Here is an 18,601-nt window from a genome sequence, read left to right on the forward strand (position 1 = left end):
AAGGCGGGCCAACGCTGCTGGTGGTCGGTAGGAGGCGTCGAACGGCTTGGCCGACAGCGACTCTCAGCGCCGCGATGCGGCGTCGATCACGTCGTCGAGCACGGCCCGGGAGTTGGCCAGATCCCTGATCATCTGGTCGATGCGGTCGCGTTCGGCGGCAAGGTCGGTGACCAGTTGAGCGTCGGCGATTTCGGACGGGCCGCCGTCCGTATCCCGCATGCACGGAAGCAACTGCGCGATCTTCTTGCTATGCAGTCCCGCGGCGAACAGTTCCTGGATTCGAATGACCCGGTCGACAGCCCGCTCGGGGTAGTCACGCTGTCCGCCAGGCGTGCGGTCGGGCGCGAGCAGGCTCTGCTGCTCGTAGTAGCGCAGCGATCGCTCGCTCACCCCGGTGCGCCGGGCAAGTTCACCAATGCGCATGTGGCCTCCGCATCCCTGCTCCGAACTTGAACCTGACACTGATGTTAGCTCTTACCCTGCTGGCATGACGAACACGACCGAAAACGAACTCTTCGACTACAGCCCGATCGTCGACCGGCCGCCGCTGCACTGGCCCGGCGGCGCCAAGGTCGCCGCCTACGTCGGGCTCAACGTCGAGCACTTCCTGATCGACCGTCCGTCCACCAGCATCTGGCCCGGCACGGCGGACCTGGTCCCCGATGCGCTCAACTACGGTTGGCGCGATTACGGGCCCCGGGTCGGCATCTGGCGCACGATGGCAAGCCTTGACCGCCACGGTATCCGGGCAAGCGTGTTGCTGAACTCCGACGTTACCCGGCACTATCCGCAGATCATCGAAGCCGGCCGCAAGCGAAACTGGGCTTGGCTGGCGCACGGGCGAACCAACTCGATCCTGCACACCGACATGCCGCGCGACGAAGAACGCCGCGTGCTGACCGACATCATCGACACCATCGCCGACGCCACCGGCCGGCGGCCCCGAGGCTGGATGGGACCGGGGTTGACCGAGACGTTCAACACCCCGGCGCTACTCGCCGAACTCGGACTCGATTACATATTGGACTGGACTAATGATGACCAGCCCTACGCACTGAAGGTTCCTGGCATGATCAGCGTCCCGTACACGGTTGAACTCAACGACCTGATGCTGTTCGGCAAGGGTTTCACGGGCCCGGAATTCGTTCAAATCGTGCAAGATCAGTACGAACAACTGCGAGCCGACTCCGAGGACGGCGGGAGGGTCATGGCGTTGGCCCTGCATCCCTTCGTGACCGGCCAACCGTTTCGCCACAAGTACCTGGACCAGGCATTGGCTTACCTCGCCGCACAACCCGACATCTGGTTGACCACCAGTGACGACATCGCCGAGCACTACCACCGCACGCTTGAAGCGCACCAGCAAGCGTGACCTGAGTCGGAAAGGCAGAAACCTGGGCGGGATGGCGGGCCGGTGTGTCCATAGGATGGCCCCGGTGAAAGGGAGAGCGATGACGACGTTCGGCGGTACCGTGACCCCGGCGGTTGGGCTGGTGAGCGTCGGATGAGCACGCTGCAGACGCTGGACCGGGGCCTGCGCGCGCTGGACGTCATCTCGCAGTCGCCGGGCGGGATCTCGATCGCAGACCTGGCCGGCGAGCTCCAGATCCACCGCGCGATCTGCTACCGCATCGTGTCCACCCTCGAAGCGCACCTGCTGGTGTCGCGCATGGACGATGGCCGGATCCGGCTGGCGGCCGGGGTCGCGGTCCTGGCGTCCCGGTTCGAGCCCCAGTTCACCCGTGATGCGCGCCCGATCCTGCATCGGCTGGCCAACGAGACGCATGCGACGGCGTTCGTGTCCGCGGCCGAGGGGCAGGAGGCGGTCGTGGTCATGGTGAGCGAGCCGGATGACGTGGTGCTCACGGTCAGCTACCGGGTCGGCAGCCGGCATCCGCTCGACGTGGGCGCGGCCGGCATCGCGATCCTCGCCGGGCGCCCCGAACAGCCCGGAGAGTCCGAAGCCGTCCGGCAAGCGCGCCGCGACGGGTACAGCCTCACCCGTGGCGAGCTGGAGCGGGGCGCGGTCGGGGTGTCCACCGCGCTGAAGCTGCCCCCGGGGCTGTCTCCCGCCATCGAGCGCAGCGTCGGTGTCGTGGCCATCGACGGGCTCGACACCGAGCTGGCCGCCGTCGCGATCATGCGCACGGCGCGGCAGCTGGAAAACCTCCTCCGCGCCTGATCCGGCGAGCGCCTCTTCGCCGCGTCCCACCTCGTGCCCGGCAAAGAGGCGCGGCGGAAGCCTTGACGTTGGTTGGGCGGCCACTTAATCTCTGCTCTGTTCGCTCAGAGGTACAATCTGTGCGATATCAGTAAATCCGCAGGTAGTAAGCGTGGAGGGGTGCCGCATGAGCGCGGAGTCGTGCCCGATCGACCATTCCGGCCCGGCGACGGCTGCCTGTCCCGTGTCCGCGCGTGCGGAGGCGTTCGATCCGTTCGGGGAGGCTTACCAGTCGGACCCGCCGGCGTCGCTGCGCTGGTCGCGGGACGAGGAGCCGGTCTTCTACAGTCCGCGCCTGGGCTACTGGGTGGTGACGCGCTACGACGACGTCAAAGCGGTGTTCCGGGACAACATCCTCTTCTCCCCGTCGATCGCGCTGGAGAAGATCACGCCGGTGTGCCCCGAGGCGACCGAGATGCTGGCTCGCTACGACTACGGGATGGACCGCACGCTGGTCAACGAGGACGAACCGGCCCACATGCCGCGGCGCCGTGCGTTGCTGGACCCCTTCACCCCGACCCAGCTGGCACACCATGAACCGATGGTGCGGCGCCTGACGCGCGAGTACGTTGACGCGTTCATCGACGCCGGCAAGGCGGATCTGGTGGACGAGATGTTCTGGGAGGTCACGCTCACCGTGGCGCTGCACTTCCTCGGCGTGCCCGAGGAAGACATGGCCACGCTGCGCAAGTACTCGATCGCGCACACGGTGAACACGTGGGGCCGTCCCTCACGCGAAGAGCAGGTCGAGGTTGCCGAAGCGGTCGGCAAGTTCTGGCAGTTCGCCGGGACGGTGGTGGAGAAGATCCGCCGCGATCCGTCGGGCCCGGGATGGATGCCCTACAGCATCCGCCTGCAGCGGGAGATGCCGGACGTGATCACCGATTCCTACCTGCACTCGATCATGATGGCCGGGATCGTGGCCGCGCACGAGACCACGGCCAACGCCGCCGCCAACGCGATGAAGGTGCTGCTGGAAAACCGCTCGGTCTGGGAGGAGATCTGCGCCGACCCCGGGCTGATTTCCAACGCGGTCGAGGAATGCCTGCGGCACAACGGGTCCGTGGCCGCGTGGCGGCGCCTGGTCACCGCGGACACCGAGATCGGCGGGGTGCCGATCCCCAAGGGCGCGAAGCTGCTGATCGTCAATTCCTCGGCCAACCACGACGAGCGGCATTTCGACCAGCCCGACGAACTCGACATCCGCCGTGAGAACGCCGGCGACCACGTGACCTTCGGCTACGGCAGCCACCAGTGCATGGGCAAGAACCTGGCCCGCATGGAACTGCAGATCTTCCTGGAGGAGCTGACCAAGCGGCTGCCGCACCTGGAACTGGTGGCGGACCAGAAGATCACCTACCTGCCCAACACCTCCTTCCGCGGGCCGGAACACCTGTGGGTGCAATGGGATCCGGCCGCCAACCCGGAGCGGGCGAACCCGGAGTTGCTGCGGACCACCCGCCCGGTGCGGATCGGTGAGCCGTCCAAGCGGTCGATCACCCGGACCGTGGTGGTCGAGTCGGTCACCCGTGCGGCCACCGGTGTCGTGCGGGTGCGGCTGGCGGACCCGGCAGGCCGGCCACTGCCGCGGTGGTCGCCCGGCGCGCACATCGACCTGGAACTGGGCGAGCTTTCGCGGCAGTACTCGCTGTGCGGGGACCCGGCCGAAAAATCCGTGTACGAGATCGCGGTGCTGCGGGAACCCGAGAGCCGGGGCGGTTCCCGTTACGTGCACGAGGAACTCGCGCCGGGCCAGGTGCTCACCATGCGGGGACCGCGCAACCACTTCCGGCTCGATTCGTCGGCCGGGAAATACCTGTTCGTCGCCGGCGGCATCGGAATCACCCCGATCATCGCCATGGCCGACCACGTCAAGGCGGCGGGCAAGGACTACGAGATCCACTACTGCGGGCGGGACCGCGACTCGATGGCCTTGCTGGACCGGCTGATCCGCGACCACGGCGACCGGCTCACCGTGCACGCCGCGGGGGAGGGGCGGCGGCTCGATGTCGACCGCCTGCTCGCCGTCCCGGCCGACGGAACTCAGATCTACGCGTGCGGGCCGGAGCGCCTGCTGTCCGCTTTGGACAGCGCCGGCCAGGGCTGGCCGGAGGACAGCCTGCGCGTGGAGCACTTCGTCACCACCGGGAACGGACTCGACCCGGCGAAGGAGCACGCCTTCGAGGTGGAGCTCGCCGATTCCGGCCTGACCCTGCAGGTCCCCGCGGACCAGACCGTGCTCGGGGTGTTGCGGGCGGCCGGCATCGACATCTCCAGTGACTGTGAAGAGGGCCTGTGCGGATCGTGCGAGGCCCCCGTGCTGACCGGTGAGATCGACCACCGGGACCACGTCCTCACCAAGTCCGAGCGCGCCGCGCAAAGCCGCATGATGACCTGCTGCTCTCGTGCGCTCTGTGGCCGGTTGACCCTCGGCCTGTAGCCGAACTTCCCCCGAAAACCTCATCAAAATCTCCTGAAAGGACCTGACAATGGCGTCAGCGGAACGCGCCGTCGCGCCCGCGAAACCGCCCACCTCGCCGACTGGTTTCCGCCGGGTACTGGCCGGCAGCATGGCCGGCGCGGTGCTCGAGTGGTACGACTTCGCGATCTACGGCGTGCTTGCCGCCACCGTTCTCGGCCCGCTGTTCTTCCCGGGCAGCGACGGGGTGGCGAAACTGTTGCTGGCGCTGGCCACCCAGGGGCTCGGGTTCGTCGCCCGCCCGCTGGGCGGGATCGTGTTCGGCCATCTCGGCGACCGGTTCGGCCGGAAACCGATGCTCGTGGCGACCTTCCTGCTGCTGGGTACGGCGACCGCCGCGATCGGCCTGCTGCCCACCTACAGCAAGATCGGCATCTGGGCGACCGTGCTGCTGGTCGTGCTGCGGATGATCCAGGGCTTCGCGCTGGGTGGCGAGTTCGGCGCCGCGGTGCTCATGGTCAGCGAGTACGGCGAGCCGAAGCGCCGCGGCTTCTGGGCGTCCTGGCCGCAGGCGGGAGCGCCGCTGGGCACCGTGCTGGCGACCGTGCTGGTCACCGTGCTCACCACGGCCTTCCCCGGAAAGTCGTTCGAAACCTGGGGCTGGCGGGTGGCCTTCCTGTTCGCCATCCCGCTGCTGATCATCGGCTTCTGGCTGCGCCGCAGCGTCGAGGAGTCGCCGGTGTTCCAGGCCGCGCAAAAGCATGCCGCGGACCGGTCCAAGGGCAGCGAGCGCTCGTCGATCCTCGCCGCACTGGCCAAGCCGCGCGCCCTGCTGCACGGGCTCGGCATGCGGCTCGGTGAGAACGTCGCGTTCTACGTCTACACGGTGTTCGTCATTGCCTACGCCACCAGCTCCTTCGGCTACACCCGCGGCGATGTGATGCTGGCCGTGACGTTCGCGTCGGTCGCCCAGTTCATCGGCATGATCTCCGGCGGCGCCTGGTCGGACCGGGTCGGCCGCAAGTCGGCGATGCTGGTGCCGGCGGTGGTGTTGATCGTGTGGGCGCCGATGTTCTTCTGGCTGGTGCAAAGCGAAAGCCTGCCGATGCTGTGGGTCGGCGTGTGCGTGGGCGCCTTCTTCCACGGCATGCTCGCCGGTTCCGAGGCCAGCTGGATCACCGAGCTGTTCCCCACCAAGCACCGGTACGCCGGGTCGTCGCTGGTGTTCCAGGGCTCGTCGATCATCGCCGGCGCGCCGGCACCGCTGATCGCGGTCTGGCTGGTCACCAGTTTCGGTTCCGGCACCGTGGTCGCCTACCTGGTGATCACGATGGCGATCACCGTACTGGCCGTGGCGACTAGCTGGGAGACCAAGGGCGTGGACCTGGACGCCGTCGAATAGCGGGCCGGCCACAGACCAGAGAGATCGCCGCGGGGGTCAGCTCCCCCGCGGCGATCTCTCTGTGCGCACGCTGATCGGTATCTGCGGCCGAACAGGAAGCGCAGTATGTTGCGCTATCAGCGTTGTGTGTGCAGGCCGTCCATGATGGAAATCGCCATGTCCCGCATGGGCGCGGAAACCTCTTCGACGGTCCACGGACCGGTCTTGCGCGCCCAGGTGCCCTGTAATCGCAGCACGAGATTGCCGTGGTGAACGACGACGGTGTAGAGCGCGATGTAGCGTTCTCCCGCGCCTCGGTCCAGGGATGACGCGAACGTGAAACTCGCCTCGTCACCGACTCCGGGGAGCGCGCCTTCATCGGTAGTCCGATTCTGTGAGACGAGAGAGGACCGGTCAGTAGCGTCCTTCGCGCTCTCCGAGACCGCCTGGTACCTGGTTGCGATATCGTTGGCTGTTTCACTCGGTTTCATTACGTTCGCCGTCGCTATGAGGTCGACGTTTCGTATCTGCTCGAATGAAGGGTGTGCCGAGAGATTGTCCAGCTTCGAAGTGCATCCCAAGAGCAGTTTTTCGCTCTGCTCAGCTCTACCGTTGTCCGCATTGTCGTTTCGTTGCGGTGCGATATCGTTGAGCGATGCCGTGTCCAGCACGGGACACAGGCTGTTCAGGTCAGCGGCCAGCGGGTACTGTCCTGGCCAATTCGGGGCCGCTCGATGACTTGGCCGGTCCCCACCGCCGGCGCTTGCCGCACCGGTCTTCTCTGTCTGGTCGGCGATGAGAATTCCGCCGGTGGTGACGATACCCGCGAGTACCACGACGGCCACCGCGCCGAGAATCCACAACTTCTTGCTCTTGAACGGCACGGCACGTTGTACCACATGACGTCGAGCAGGCCTCAGTGTTAGGGCCGACTCCTCTGCAAAGCGTCCAGGATCTGCGTCCGCGTGGGCAGATCGAGACGGCAGCAGGCATCGCGGGATGGGGCCTTCCCGGTGGCGACGTCCACGCCGTCGATGAGCAGGGTGGGCGACGGGTACGGCCCTTCCAACTCCTCCACGACCACCGGGATAGGTGACAGGAGAAGGCATTCCTGCAGCGTCGCGCGTACCTGCCCGACCAACGGGCAATCGGGCACCCGCAGCAGTTGCACCCGGACTCGCCCGCCCGAGAGCCCGGCCTCGGTCGACGTCATCCCCACCGCTTGCTCCCCACCTCGTCTGCGCCGGTCAAACGAGCCCGCACACCACGACGGTAGACCCTGCACCGCGATACCGGGTCAAGCCGGGATGGTCTCCTCGTGCCTGGTGGGCAGGTGGCTGACCAGGCCGGGCACTGGCATCGGACGCCGCAGACCGGGTAACGGCCGGCCCGGGAACCGTGCGGACTGGAGTACTAGTGGATGGTGTAAACCTCACCACCGCCAGCGTTCTCACTACCTGAATAGTGGTCATTGCCGGAATAGTGGTCACTGCCTGAATATCCCGACCCGAACAGGTTGTGGACGAACGTAACGAGCCCATCGGCGCCGTTGCGCAGGCCGCCGAGGGATGTCTGCACCACGTCGGCCGATTGCGTCGGCCGGGTGATCAGGAAGAACAGGACAAGAGCAACGGAAGCGACGAGGACGACCTTCTTCATACCGGCGACATGCTCCTCTCCGATCGTGGTCCGGGCCAGGAACATGCCGCCCGACGGGAATGCCGGAAAGTCTGCACGCGCACCGTCACCGCAACGTCGCACCGGCACTGATGCCGCGTCGACGCCGAGGTTCAGTCCAGGTCGTCGCGCGCGGCGGTGGCTTCCCAGCGTGCGCCGAGCGTGTTGAGCATTGCGGCGACGTCGATATCGTGACCTTCGAGCAGCGCCCTGTCCAGCCGGCGGGCGCGCCGGTTCACCTCGCTCAGTACCGCCGCGCCCTCGTCGGTGAGCGACAGCAGCTTGCGCCGGGCGTCGCGGGGGGATTCGGTGCGCCGGATGAGGCCTCGGCTTTCGAGCCGGCGGCACAGGTCGGCCATCGTCGAGGTGTCCAGGGCAACGGCTCCGGCCAGTGAGCTCTGGTCCCGTTCGGGGTAGGCGCGGACGGCCGAGAGCACCGCGAACTGCGGGCCCGTCAGCACCGAGTCGACGTGACGGTTCCACGCCGCGAGATAGGCCTGGTACATCCGGCGAGCCCCGTATCCGGGGGCGGCGAGCAGGTCGGAGGGGGGCCCGGGCGGGGGAGCGGCCGGGTTCTTCCGGCCGCGTTGGTCCGACTTCGCCGGCTCACCCATCCGTCCTCCCCGCGTTGCCCAGACCTGTCCCCAGTTCACTGAGATTATACGTGCCCGGATTGTTCCCTCCGTGTCCGGGCTGCCGCCGCGACCTGGCCGGAACCAACCCTTGCGTGTTCGGATAATACGTGTTCGGATTAGAGCAGGAGGTGGTCAACGATGGATCAGAACCTGTTCAACGACATCTGCCTGCAGCAGCTGCGCCTGTCCGGAGTGCACGAGGGTGAGACGGTGGTCGTGCTGACCCGGGGCGGAGAACGCGCCGAGTACGCCGACGCCTTCCTGTGGGCCGCTCAGCAGCTGGGGGCCGCGACGTTCCACATGCGACTGCCCTCGCCGGCGAGCGCGTCGGGGGCGTGGGCGGTAGGCGACTCCGGGCTCGGGAACATCCCACGGGCGGTGGAGGCGCTCAAGAACGTCGACATGGTCGTCGACTGCACGTTCCTGCTGTTCAGCAAGGAGCAGTTCGCGATCCAGGATGCCGGCACCCGCATCCTGACCGCCGTGGAGCCGCCGGAGCTGCTGGCCCGGCTCATGCCGACGAAGGAGTTGCGCGAACGGGTCGAGATCGGCGCCGAGCTGCTGGCCAAGGCCGGCACGATGCGGATCACCAGCCCGGCCGGCACCGACGTCACCTACAAGCTGGGCGTGTACCCCACGCTGTCCGAGTACGGCTACACGGACACCCCCGGCCGGTGGGATCACTGGCCGGCCGCGTTCGTGTTCACCGGCGGCGCCGACGACGGTGTCGACGGAAAGATCGTGTTGTCGCCGGGGGACGTTCTCCTGCCCTTCAACACCTACGTCCAGACCCCGGTGGAGATCACCATCGAAGAAGGCTTCATCCGCGACATCCGCGGTGGCGCCGGATCGTCCGGATTGGACGCCGACCTGCTGCGCTCCTACATCGAGAGCTTCGAGGACCCGCGCGGCTACGGCATGAGCCATGTCGGCTGGGGACTCGACGAGCGCGCGCACTGGCACGGCCTCACCCAGTTCCCCGGTGGGATGGGCATGGAACTGCGCAGCTTCTACGGCAACGTCATGTTCTCCATCGGCCCCAACAACGAACTGGGCGGCCCGAACGACACGCCCTGCCACTTCGACATCCCGATGCGCGGCAACTCGCTTTACCTGGACGACGAGCTGATCGTCGACGCGGGCGAGCTGACCGTGCCCGAGATGCGTCCGGTGGGCCGCCGGTGAGCGCGGGCATGGAGGCGCCGCGCGACCATCACATCGGGATGATCGTGCCCAGCTCGAACCTCACGATGGAGACCGAGTTGCCGCGGATGCTGCGTGCCCGGGAGGAGGTCGATCCCGGTAACCGGTTCATCTTCCATTCCGCCCGTGCCCGGATGCAGCACGTCACCCCGGAACAGTTGCGGGCGATGAACGCACAGGCCGAGCGCGCGGCGACCGAGTTGGCCGATGCCCGGCCGGATGTCGTGGCCACCGCCTGCCTGGTGGCGATCATGGCCCAGGGGCCCGGTTACCACTGCACCGCGGAGGCCGACATTTCCCGCGCGCTGCGTGGCGAAGGTGCTACCGCGCCGGTGATCTCCAGCGCCGGGGCGCTGCTGTCCGGGCTGGCCGCGCTCGGCGCTCGCCGGGTCTCGATCATCACTCCGTACATGAAGCCGCTGACGAAGGCGGTGGCGGAGTACATCGAGGACGCCGGGGTCGAGGTGGTGGACGCGCTTTCACTGGAGGTGCCGGACAATCTCGCCGTGGCGCGGTTGGACCCGGCCGACCTGCGCGAGCATCACCGCAGGCTCAACCTGTCCAATGTAGACGCTCTGGTGCTGTCGGCCTGCGTGCAGATGCCGTCGCTGCCCTCGATCCAGCCCGTGGAGGACGAGGTGGGCATCCCGGTGCTGTCGGCGGCGACCGCCACCACGTTCCGGATCCTGACCGAACTCGGGCTCGAACCCCGTGTTCCCGGCGCCGGCCGGCTGCTCAGCGGAGCGGTTGCCGCGCCGGCTTGATGACCCGCGCGCCCGGACGGCCGGGCGCGCGAGTTCCGGATGCGCCGGAAGAAAACCTTGCGTATTCGGATAGTACGTGTTCGGATTTATTGACGCCCGTCGCCGCCGTGCGGCGGAACGATGTGACAAGGAGGTCAGCGTGGCGGCAAGTCAGTCGTTCGAAGTCGTGGTCGTCGGTGCCGGCCTTGGTGGCCTGTGCGCGGCGCTGTCGCTGCGGCAGCGGGGCTTGCGGGTCACCGTGGTCGAAGCGGCGCCGGAACTGGGCGAGATCGGCGCGGGCATCCAGACCGCGCCGAACGCCAGCCGGATTCTCATCGGGCTGGGACTGCGTGCCCAGCTCGAGCGCGTGCGGACCGAGCCACTGGACCAGGTCCGCCGGCGGTGGGCCGATGGCAGCATCATCGCCCAGCTTTCGCTGGGACAGCGGGTGATCGACCAGTACGGGGCGCCCTACTGGCACTACCACCGGGCCGACCTGCACGCGGTCCTGCTCGAGGCCTGCCTGGATCCGGGCGTGCCCGGTCCGGCGATAGAGGTGGCGACCTCGGCGCGAGTGGTCGAGCTGGACCGCACCGATCCGGCTCGCCCGGCGGTGATCACCGCCGATGGCCGGCGGTTCGCCGGGGACGTGGTGGTCGGCGCGGACGGCATCCGCTCCGCCGTGCGCGATCTGGCCGGGTTCGACGACACCCTGGTGTTCTCCGGCGAGATGGCTTACCGTGCCTTGATTCCCGGAGACCTGGTCGCTTCGGACCCGGTAACCCGGTTCCTGGTCGACCGCTACCACTCCACCATCTGGTACGGCCCCGACAAACACCTGGTGCACTACATGATCCGAGGCGGTGAATACCTCAATGTCGTCGCGATCGTCCCATGCAGCGAGACGATCGCCCGCGACTGGAGCGGCCCGTCCACCGCGGCCCAGCTCGCCGCGGAGTACCAGGACTGGGACGACCGCGTGCCGGCCATGTTGTCGAAGGCCAAGGACGAGGACGTGTCGGTCTGGGCGATGTATCGCCGGCGTCGCGATCCCGTCTGGGTCGATGGCCGGGTCGCTCTGCTCGGTGACGCATGCCACGCGATGCTGCCGTACCAGGCGCAGGGTGCTTCCCAGGCGATGGAGGACGGCGCGGTGCTCGCCGAGGAACTCGGCCGGGCCACGCGCAACGGAATCGACGAAGCCCTGATCCGTTACGTCGACCGGCGGGCCAAGCACGCGGGCATGGTCCAGGACGCGTCCCTGCAGAACATGAGCTTCTACCACCTGCCAGACGGCCCCGAGCAGCGTGAACGCGACGAGAAGCTGCGTCGCTTCGACGGTGAGTCGGACGTGTCCTACGACTGGCTCTGGAACGGAACCCCCCTCACCGACCCCGATACCGAGTCCATCCACTACCAGTTCGCGCGCTGACGCAGAGCTGTCGCAACGGAGCGATCGATTGATGCGTACCGGAGATCAGATCGTCCAGGACCTGCCCTGGCGATGGAGAGTACAAGGCAAGATTTTCCTCATCGGCGGCCTTGGCTACATGTTCGACGCCTGGGACGTCGCCCTGAACGGGTTCCTCACCCCGCTGATCGGGGCCGAGTTCGGGCTCACGCCCGGGCAGAAGGGCCTGGTCGCCACCGCGAACCTGATCGGCATGGCGGTCGGTGCGGTCGCGTGGGGCACGGTGGCCGACCGCATCGGCCGCAAGCGGGCGTTCAGCGTCACGCTGTTGGTGTTCGCCCTGTTCTCCGTGTTCGGGGCCTTTTCGCCCAACATCGAAATCTTCCTGGCTTTGCGGTTTTTGGCCGGGGTCGGGCTCGGTGGGTGCATTCCCGTCGACTACGCGATCGTCAGTGAATTTTCACCCCGCCGCCATCGGGGCCGGGTGCTGTCCGCGATGGACGGCTGGTGGCCGGTCGGCACCACGTTGGCGGGCGTCTCGGCCAGCGCGTTGCTCCCGGTGCACGGGAACTGGCGGTGGATGCTGGTCCTGATGATCCTGCCGGCGCTGCTGCTGTTCTGGGCCCGGCGCAATATCCCCGAGTCGCCGCTTTACCTGGTCCGCAAGGGCCGCGAGGCCGAGGCCCGGCTCGTGATCGACGATCTCGTCCGCCGAACCGGGGCGGCGCCGCAGTCCTACACGATCCCGGCACCGGTGATCCAGGACGCTCGTGGCGGGGCCGCCGCGGCCGCGTTCGACCAGCTGCGCCGGGTGTGGGCCTACAACCCCCGGATCACGGCGGTGGCCTGGTCGCTGTTCATCACCGTGATGCTGGTGTACTACGCCGCGCTGAGCTGGATGCCGTCGATCCTCAAGGCCCAGGGGTTCAAGGAAGCCGCCGCCTTCAACTCGACCGCGCTGATGAACGCGCTGGGCATCGTGGGCGTCGCGCTGGCCGTGCTCCTTGTGGACAAGGTCGGCCGCAAGCGGATCGTCGCGATAGCCGGGCCGCTCGCGGCGCTGACGCTGGTGGTGTTCTCGCTGCTGCTGAAGACGCCAACCGCGGCGGTCGTGGCCCTCGGTGCTTTCGGGCTGTTCTCCCTGGTGGTCATCCCGGTGATGTACGCCTACGTCTCCGAGCTCTACCCGACGGAGCTGCGTGCGTCGGGATTCGGCTGGGCGTCGTCGTCGAGTCGCGCCTTGACCGGTTTCGCTCCGCTGCTGTTCGGCAGCGTCCTGTGGCCGGTACTCGGCCTGCCGCTCACCTTCACCGTGCTGGGTACGCTCGTGGTCGCCGCGGTCGTGTTCATGATGGTGGCGGCGCCCGAGACCCGGGGCCGCGAGCTCGACCGGATCGCCGATTCCGCCGGGCCGGGAGGTGCCGCCCAGGAGCCGCTCACCGAGCCCGCTCCGTCCACGAAGACCCCCTGACCCCGTCCCCGAAGACCCGCTGACGGCGCCCCGCACTCGCTGTCAGGAGGGTCGCTGTCCGACCGCAGCCAGGAGGCCAACCCCGTGAAGCCGGCCGCCTTCACCTATCACCGTGCCCACGACGTCTCCGACGCCACCGGCCTGCTCGGAGAACTCGCCCAGGCGGGCGAGGACCCGAAACTCATCGCCGGCGGCCAGAGCCTGATGCCGATGATGAACTTCCGGCTCGCCCGCCCGAGCGCTCTGGTCGATCTGGGGCCGCTGCGCCGTGACCCGGCGCTGACCTCCATCCAGCGTGACGACTCCGGACTCCGGATCGGTGCGCTGGTCACCCACCGCAAGGTCGAGGTTTCCGGCCACACCCTGGGCCCGGACTTCGACGTGCTCTCCCGGGCCATGCGGTGGGTGGGTCACCTGCCCATCCGGGCCCGGGGCACCGTGGCCGGCAGCATCGTGCACGGTGACGCCACCGCGGAGTGGTGCCTGTTGGCGCTGCTGCTCGACGCCGTGATCGTCGCGGAGGGGCCGGACGGACCGGGCGCTCGGAGGGAAATCCCCGCCGCGGAGATGTTCTACGGCTTCTACGCCACCGCCGTCGAACCTGACGAGGTCGTGATCGAGGTCCGCTTCACCCGCCCCGCACCCCGCGCCGCTCTCACCGAGTTCGCCCGCCGCCATGGTGACTTCGCGATCGTCGACGCGGCGGTCTCGCTGGACGTGGACCCCGCGGACCCGGACGGGCCGGGCCCGCTGGTGGGAGGCCGGGTGGTACTCGGCGGCGTGGCCCCCGCGCCCATCCGGGTTCCCGAGGCCGAGGCCGTGCTGGCGGGTGGCGTACCCGGGCCGGAACTCTTCGCCGCCTGCGGCGAGGCCGCCGCGGCGGCCATCGACCCACCGGATGACGCGGCCTACCGTCGCCGGCTGACCCGGACCCTGGTCACCCGGGCCCTCGAACAGGCATGGCGGAAACCGGCGGCAGAAGAAACGGTGCAAGAACGCGCGACCGGCACCGCGTCTCGAGTGACCGGTGGCACTGAGCGCGGTTCAAGCCCGCCGGCGTGTGAGGCACAAGAAGGAGCGAAGGGATGACCGGAGCCGACATCGATGCCCCGAGCGGGGCGCCCCGGTTCGACGGGCGTCGCGGCCGCTGGGTCGGGGCCTCCGTCCCGCGGCGCGAGGACCCGCGCCTGCTCTCCGGCCACGGACGGTTCGTCGACGACATCCAGCTGAGCGGGATGCTGCACGCGGGCTTCGTCCGCTCCACCGTCGCGCACGGCAGGATCACCGAGCTGGATCTGTCCGCCACCCGCGAGGTGGAAGGCGTTGTCGCGGCGTATGCGGCAGCGGACCTCGACCTCGGCGACATCGTCGCGCTCCTGGACCGCCCGCCTGAGGAGTTCGTTCCCACCGCGATGCCGATCCTGGCCCGGGACAAGGTGCGTTTCGTCGGGGAGCCCGTTGCGCTGATCGTCGCCCGCGACCCGTACCTCGTCGAGGACGGTATCGAGGCCGCGGTCGTGACCTACGAGTCCTTCGGGGCGATCGTCTCGGAGGAATCCGCCTTCGCCGAGGACGCTCCGCTGGTCCACGAGGAGGCTGCGGGCAACGTGCTGCTGGACGTGTCGATGTTCGACACGCCCGGCGTGGACGCCGCCTTCGAAGCCGCCGGCTCCGGGCAGGGCTGCGTGGTCGACGTCGTCACGCGAAGCGGACGGCAGAACGCTCTGCCGCTCGAGACGCGCGGTGTCGTCGCCTCCTGGGACGACCGCGACGAGCAGTTGCTCGTGCAGACCTGCACGCAGGTACCGCACCAGGTGCGGACGGTGCTGGCCCGGTCGCTGCGGGTCCCGGAGCGCACCGTGCGGGTCACCGTCCCCGACATGGGCGGCGGATTCGGCCAGAAATGCGTGGTGGGACGCGAAGAAATCGCGGTGGCAGCGGCGGCTCGGCTGCTGGCGCGGCCGGTGAAGTGGATCGAAGACCGCCGGGAGGCGCTGACCGCCGGGTTCCTCGCCCGGGAGCAGCGCTACCGCACCCGGGCCGCCTTCGACCCCGAGGGACGGATCACCGCCCTCGACGTCGACGTCGTGTGCGACATGGGTGCCTACTCCTGCTACCCGTTCACGGCCGGTATCGAACCGCTGATGGCCGCGGCCGAGATGCCCAGCGTCTACCAGGTGCCCGCCTACCGGGTCCGCGCCCGCGCGATCACCAGCAACAAGGCACCGACCGCGCCGTACCGCGGCGTCAGCCGGCCCCAGTACGTCCTGGCCATCGAACGGGTCATGGAGCGAGCCGCGCGCGAGCTCGGCATCGATCCCGTCGAGATCCGCCGGCGCAACGTGATCACCGAGTTTCCCTACACCGGGGTCAACCTGGTCACCTACGACCCCGGCACCTACCGGGAGTCGCTCGACCTCGCCGAGGCCACCCTCCGTGACGAGGGCTGGTACGAAGTCCGCGAACGGGCCGCCGCCGAGGGCCGGCACATCGGTATCGGCTACTGCTGCTTCTCGGAGCGGACCGGCTACGGGTCCGAGGCCTTCGCCAAACGCAAGATGAAGGTGGTTCCCGGGTTCGACATCTCGGAGATCCGGATGGATCTGACCGGCTCGGTCGTGGTGACCAGCGGCACGATGAACCACGGCCAGTCGCACGAGACGACCTTCGCCCAGATCGTGGCCGACCGGCTGGGAGTTCACGTCGACAAGGTCAAGCTGCGCCAGGGCGATACCGAGCGCATCGCCTACGGCTGGGGGACTTTCGCGTCGCGTTCGGTCACCATCGGCGGTTCGGCGGTGTCGGTCGCGGCTGGGCGCCTCGGCGAGCTGTTGTGCACCATCGCGGCGCACCTTCTCGAAACCCGTCCCGACAACGTCCGCCTCGACGGCGACGGCGGCGTTGTCCAGATCGACGACCCGGCCCGGCGTCTGTCCTTTGAGGACATCGCCGATGTGGCCTACCTACGCAGCCACCTGTTGCCCAAAGACGTCGAGCCGACGTTGTCGGCGACCGCGAGCTTCGATGTCGCGGGCGACGGCACGTTCTCCAACGCCACCCACGCGGTGGTCGTCGAGGCCGACCCGGGCACCGGTCAGGTCAAGATCCTGCGCTACGCCTGCGTGGAGGACTGTGGCGTGGTGATCCACCCGCAGGTCGTCGACGGACAATGCCGGGGCGGGATCGCCCAGGGCATCGCCGGAGCGTTGTTCGAGGAAGTCACCTATGCCGACAACGGTGAACCGTCGGCTGCCAGTTTCATCGACTACCTCGTGCCGACCGCTACCGAGATCCCCGACATCAGCGTTTCCCACCTCGAAACGCCGTGCGCGTTCACCGAGAACGGCGCCAAGGGAGCCGGCGAAGGCGGCACCATCGGTGCCCCGGCCGCGGTGCTGAACGCGATCAACGACGCGCTGCGCCACACGGGCGTCGAACTCGACGCCACCCCCGTGCACCCGCGGGCCGTGCTCGCCGCGCTGGACGGTGCCGGCCAGAGCCAGATCCCACCCCGGAAGGAGGCGAGTACGCGATCATGAGCGACCGGCACCTGATCGTCCTGAACGTCAACGGGACGGAGTACGAGGCCGTCGTCGAGCCCCGGAAGACCCTGCTCGACGTCCTGCGCCACGATCTCGGTCTCACCGGCACCCACGTCGGGTGCGAACACGGAGTCTGCGGCGCCTGCACCGTCCTCGTCGACGACGCACCGGTGCGGGCCTGCCTGATGTTCGCCGTGCAGGCCGAGGGCTCCGACATCCGAACGGTCGAGTCGCTCGCGACCAACCGCGAGCTTTCCGATCTGCAGCAGGCCTTCAGCGCCAACCACGCGCTGCAGTGCGGGTTCTGCACTCCCGGGTTCCTGATGCTCGCCGAGGGCTTCCTCGCCGAACGACCGGACGCCGATCGCGAGGAGATCCGGGAGGCGGTCTCGGCGAACCTGTGCCGCTGCACGGGATACCAGACGATCGTCGATGCGATCTCCACGACCGCGGCTCGCCGGCGCGCCGCCTGTCCTCACCCCGAAAAGGAAGCGACAACACCGTGATCCTGGAAAACCACGTCGACCTGCCGGCCGACCCCGACACCGTGTTCGCCCTGATCAACGACGTCGAACGGGTGGCCACCTGCCTGCCTGGCGCGGTCCTCGACGGGAAGGACGGCGACGCCTACGCCGGCCGGGTCAAGTTCAAGGTCGGTCCGATCAGCGCCGCCTATTCCGGCACCGTGCGGTTCACCGAGGTCGACACCGCCCAACGCCGGTTGCGCCTGCTGGCCCGCGGAGCGGACCAGCACGGAAACGGAGACGCCGAAGCCGAAGTCGTCCTGATCGTGCGTGATGCTCCCGGTGGAGCCGCGCTCGACCTGCGCACCGACCTGTCCATCCGCGGCAAGATCGCCCAGTTCGGCAAGGGCGCGATCACCACGGTCTCCAACCGGCTACTCGACCAGTTCGCCCGTAATCTCGCCCAGCTGCTGGCACAGCCGGGCGCCACGGCTCCCGCGGGTGGTCCAGCTGCCGCCAGCAGCGCCCGACCGGTCCAGGCCGTGGCGCCGGCCGGCGCGGACGGCGAGGCACTCGACGGGCTGGCCATGCTGCTTCCGCCCGGGGCCAAGCGGTACGCGGCCGTGGCGGCCGCGGCTGTACTCGGGCTCTTCCAGGGCTGGCTTCTCGGCAGGATCCGCACCCAGGACAAACTGATCAAGGAGTTGCAGCGTGCCCGCCAGCGTGCCTGTTCATGACGACCGACCCGCCGGCCTGCACGGAGCCGACACCGACGCCACCTACGACCGGGCCGGTTTCGGCGCCGCCGTGCCCCGCGGCCGCCGCCCGGCACTGGTCGTGGTCGACCTGACCCGCGGATTCACCGAACCCGATTTCCCGTCCGGTGCGGACCTCACCGCTGAGGTGACCGCGACGGCCGCTCTCGTGAGCGCGGCCCGGGAACATGGGGTCCCGGTGATCTACACCGCCATCAGCTATACCGTCGCCGAGGCCGAGGGCGACGCCATTGCCTGGCTCCGCAAGGCGCCGGGCATGCGGTCCCTGCGCGAAGGAAGCGAGGCGGTCGCTCTCGATCCGCGACTCGAGTACCGCCGCGACGACCATCTCGTGCTGAAGAAGGGTGCGTCGGCGTTCCACGGGACCGGGCTGGCCGCCTTGCTGGCCGGCCAGGGCGCCGACACGGTGCTCGTCTGCGGCGCCACGACCTCCGGCTGTGTCCGGGCCACCGCGGTCGACGCCGTGCAGTCCGGGTTCAACACCCTCGTCGTGCGAGAGGCATGCGGTGACCGGGCCCGAGGACCACACGATGCCGCGCTGTTCGACCTGCAAGCCAAGTACGCCGACGTCGTCGGCCTCGACGACGCCCTCACCTACCTCGACTCCCTGCCTGCCTGAGGCAACGACCAGCGGGGGCCGGCCGGATGCGGCGCCGCT

The 18,601-nt window shown here is 68.6% G+C and carries 18 protein-coding genes; 13 read left to right on the plus strand and 5 right to left on the minus strand.

Features of this window, described 5'->3' with window-relative positions; genetic code table 11:
* Positions 1-63: 63 nt before the first annotated feature.
* Positions 64-423, minus strand: a complete 360-nt coding sequence (locus A3CU_RS0119125; RefSeq protein ID WP_027943671.1) for a MerR family transcriptional regulator — start codon at positions 421-423, stop codon at positions 64-66.
* Positions 424-487: 64 nt separating this feature from the next.
* Here A3CU_RS0119125 and A3CU_RS0119130 point away from each other — a divergent pair, with 64 nt between their 5' ends.
* The 4 genes from A3CU_RS0119130 (at position 488) to A3CU_RS0119145 (ending at position 6,042) form a co-directional block, all read left to right on the plus strand.
* Positions 488-1,372, plus strand: coding sequence for a polysaccharide deacetylase family protein (locus A3CU_RS0119130; RefSeq protein WP_027943672.1), 885 nt, complete (start codon positions 488-490; stop codon positions 1,370-1,372).
* 132 nt (positions 1,373-1,504) lie between these two features.
* Positions 1,505-2,182 (plus strand): IclR family transcriptional regulator, encoded by a 678-nt coding sequence (locus A3CU_RS0119135; RefSeq protein ID WP_027943673.1) that lies wholly within the window; start codon positions 1,505-1,507, stop codon positions 2,180-2,182.
* A 166-nt stretch (positions 2,183-2,348) separates the two neighbouring features.
* The gene (locus tag A3CU_RS0119140; protein ID WP_027943674.1) at positions 2,349-4,661 is read left to right on the plus strand and encodes a cytochrome P450/oxidoreductase; all 2,313 of its coding nucleotides are present in this window, start codon (positions 2,349-2,351) and stop codon (positions 4,659-4,661) included.
* Between the two features lie 49 nt (positions 4,662-4,710).
* Entirely contained in the window at positions 4,711-6,042 is a 1,332-nt protein-coding gene (locus A3CU_RS0119145; RefSeq protein WP_027943675.1) for an MFS transporter, read from the plus strand.
* Between the two features lie 116 nt (positions 6,043-6,158).
* On the opposite strand, the gene A3CU_RS0119150 is transcribed toward A3CU_RS0119145, so the two are convergent.
* The 4 genes from A3CU_RS0119150 to A3CU_RS0119165 all read right to left on the minus strand — a co-directional run bounded on the left by A3CU_RS0119150 (position 6,159) and on the right by A3CU_RS0119165 (position 8,312).
* Positions 6,159-6,905 carry a hypothetical protein gene (locus tag A3CU_RS0119150; protein ID WP_156960423.1) on the minus strand — a complete coding sequence of 249 codons (747 nt, stop codon included), beginning with the start codon at positions 6,903-6,905 and terminating at the stop codon, positions 6,159-6,161.
* Between the two features lie 38 nt (positions 6,906-6,943).
* Positions 6,944-7,240, minus strand: a complete 297-nt coding sequence (locus A3CU_RS0119155) for a hypothetical protein (protein ID WP_052371869.1) — start codon at positions 7,238-7,240, stop codon at positions 6,944-6,946.
* Between the two features lie 194 nt (positions 7,241-7,434).
* Positions 7,435-7,680 carry a hypothetical protein gene (locus A3CU_RS54565; RefSeq protein WP_245617213.1) on the minus strand — a complete coding sequence of 82 codons (246 nt, stop codon included), beginning with the start codon at positions 7,678-7,680 and terminating at the stop codon, positions 7,435-7,437.
* Positions 7,681-7,811: 131 nt separating this feature from the next.
* Positions 7,812-8,312: a MarR family winged helix-turn-helix transcriptional regulator gene (locus A3CU_RS0119165; RefSeq protein ID WP_027943678.1), complete on the minus strand. Its 501-nt coding sequence runs from the start codon at positions 8,310-8,312 to the stop codon at positions 7,812-7,814.
* A 159-nt stretch (positions 8,313-8,471) separates the two neighbouring features.
* Here A3CU_RS0119165 and A3CU_RS0119170 point away from each other — a divergent pair, with 159 nt between their 5' ends.
* The 9 genes from A3CU_RS0119170 (at position 8,472) to A3CU_RS0119210 (ending at position 18,562) form a co-directional block, all read left to right on the plus strand.
* Positions 8,472-9,518 carry a 2,5-dihydroxypyridine 5,6-dioxygenase NicX family protein gene (locus tag A3CU_RS0119170; protein WP_027943679.1) on the plus strand — a complete coding sequence of 349 codons (1,047 nt, stop codon included), beginning with the start codon at positions 8,472-8,474 and terminating at the stop codon, positions 9,516-9,518.
* Between the two features lie 8 nt (positions 9,519-9,526).
* A complete protein-coding gene (locus A3CU_RS0119175) occupies positions 9,527-10,300 on the plus strand; it encodes a maleate cis-trans isomerase family protein (protein WP_027943680.1) in 774 nt (257 codons plus the stop codon).
* A gap of 139 nt (positions 10,301-10,439) precedes the next feature.
* Positions 10,440-11,711 carry an FAD-dependent oxidoreductase gene (locus A3CU_RS0119180; protein ID WP_027943681.1) on the plus strand — a complete coding sequence of 424 codons (1,272 nt, stop codon included), beginning with the start codon at positions 10,440-10,442 and terminating at the stop codon, positions 11,709-11,711.
* Between the two features lie 31 nt (positions 11,712-11,742).
* Positions 11,743-13,161 carry an MFS transporter gene (locus A3CU_RS0119185; RefSeq protein ID WP_027943682.1) on the plus strand — a complete coding sequence of 473 codons (1,419 nt, stop codon included), beginning with the start codon at positions 11,743-11,745 and terminating at the stop codon, positions 13,159-13,161.
* Between the two features lie 84 nt (positions 13,162-13,245).
* On the plus strand, positions 13,246-14,250 hold the full coding sequence (locus A3CU_RS45495) for an FAD binding domain-containing protein (protein WP_084143379.1): 1,005 nt from the start codon (positions 13,246-13,248) through the stop codon (positions 14,248-14,250).
* On the plus strand, positions 14,247-16,700 hold the full coding sequence (locus A3CU_RS45500) for a xanthine dehydrogenase family protein molybdopterin-binding subunit (RefSeq protein WP_043841706.1): 2,454 nt from the start codon (positions 14,247-14,249) through the stop codon (positions 16,698-16,700). Before A3CU_RS45495 ends, A3CU_RS45500 begins: the two co-directional genes overlap by 4 nt.
* Complete coding sequence (locus A3CU_RS0119200; protein WP_027943683.1) at positions 16,697-17,209, plus strand: (2Fe-2S)-binding protein; 513 nt, start codon at positions 16,697-16,699, stop codon at positions 17,207-17,209. The genes A3CU_RS45500 and A3CU_RS0119200 overlap by 4 nt, the downstream gene beginning before the upstream one ends.
* Positions 17,206-17,904: an SRPBCC family protein gene (locus A3CU_RS0119205; protein ID WP_027943684.1), complete on the plus strand. Its 699-nt coding sequence runs from the start codon at positions 17,206-17,208 to the stop codon at positions 17,902-17,904. Before A3CU_RS0119200 ends, A3CU_RS0119205 begins: the two co-directional genes overlap by 4 nt.
* Positions 17,879-18,562 carry an isochorismatase family protein gene (locus tag A3CU_RS0119210; RefSeq protein WP_425388266.1) on the plus strand — a complete coding sequence of 228 codons (684 nt, stop codon included), beginning with the start codon at positions 17,879-17,881 and terminating at the stop codon, positions 18,560-18,562. Before A3CU_RS0119205 ends, A3CU_RS0119210 begins: the two co-directional genes overlap by 26 nt.
* Positions 18,563-18,601: the final 39 nt, after the last annotated feature.

Source organism: Amycolatopsis taiwanensis DSM 45107, assembly GCF_000519205.1.
Lineage (GTDB): Bacteria > Actinomycetota > Actinomycetes > Mycobacteriales > Pseudonocardiaceae > Amycolatopsis_E > Amycolatopsis_E taiwanensis.

Bases quoted from the DNA above. Each gene is read 5' to 3' on its own strand.
- A3CU_RS0119125 (WP_027943671.1), bottom strand. From the start codon at position 423: ATGCGCATTGGTGAACTTGCCCGGCGCACCGGGGTGAGCGAGCGATCG.
- A3CU_RS0119130 (WP_027943672.1), top strand. From the start codon at position 488: ATGACGAACACGACCGAAAACGAACTCTTCGACTACAGCCCGATCGTC.
- A3CU_RS0119135 (WP_027943673.1), top strand. From the start codon at position 1,505: ATGAGCACGCTGCAGACGCTGGACCGGGGCCTGCGCGCGCTGGACGTC.
- A3CU_RS0119140 (WP_027943674.1), top strand. From the start codon at position 2,349: ATGAGCGCGGAGTCGTGCCCGATCGACCATTCCGGCCCGGCGACGGCT.
- A3CU_RS0119145 (WP_027943675.1), top strand. From the start codon at position 4,711: ATGGCGTCAGCGGAACGCGCCGTCGCGCCCGCGAAACCGCCCACCTCG.
- A3CU_RS54565 (WP_245617213.1), bottom strand. From the start codon at position 7,680: ATGAAGAAGGTCGTCCTCGTCGCTTCCGTTGCTCTTGTCCTGTTCTTC.
- A3CU_RS0119165 (WP_027943678.1), bottom strand. From the start codon at position 8,312: ATGGGTGAGCCGGCGAAGTCGGACCAACGCGGCCGGAAGAACCCGGCC.
- A3CU_RS0119170 (WP_027943679.1), top strand. From the start codon at position 8,472: ATGGATCAGAACCTGTTCAACGACATCTGCCTGCAGCAGCTGCGCCTG.
- A3CU_RS0119175 (WP_027943680.1), top strand. From the start codon at position 9,527: ATGGAGGCGCCGCGCGACCATCACATCGGGATGATCGTGCCCAGCTCG.
- A3CU_RS0119185 (WP_027943682.1), top strand. From the start codon at position 11,743: ATGCGTACCGGAGATCAGATCGTCCAGGACCTGCCCTGGCGATGGAGA.
- A3CU_RS45500 (WP_043841706.1), top strand. From the start codon at position 14,247: ATGACCGGAGCCGACATCGATGCCCCGAGCGGGGCGCCCCGGTTCGAC.
- A3CU_RS0119200 (WP_027943683.1), top strand. From the start codon at position 16,697: ATGAGCGACCGGCACCTGATCGTCCTGAACGTCAACGGGACGGAGTAC.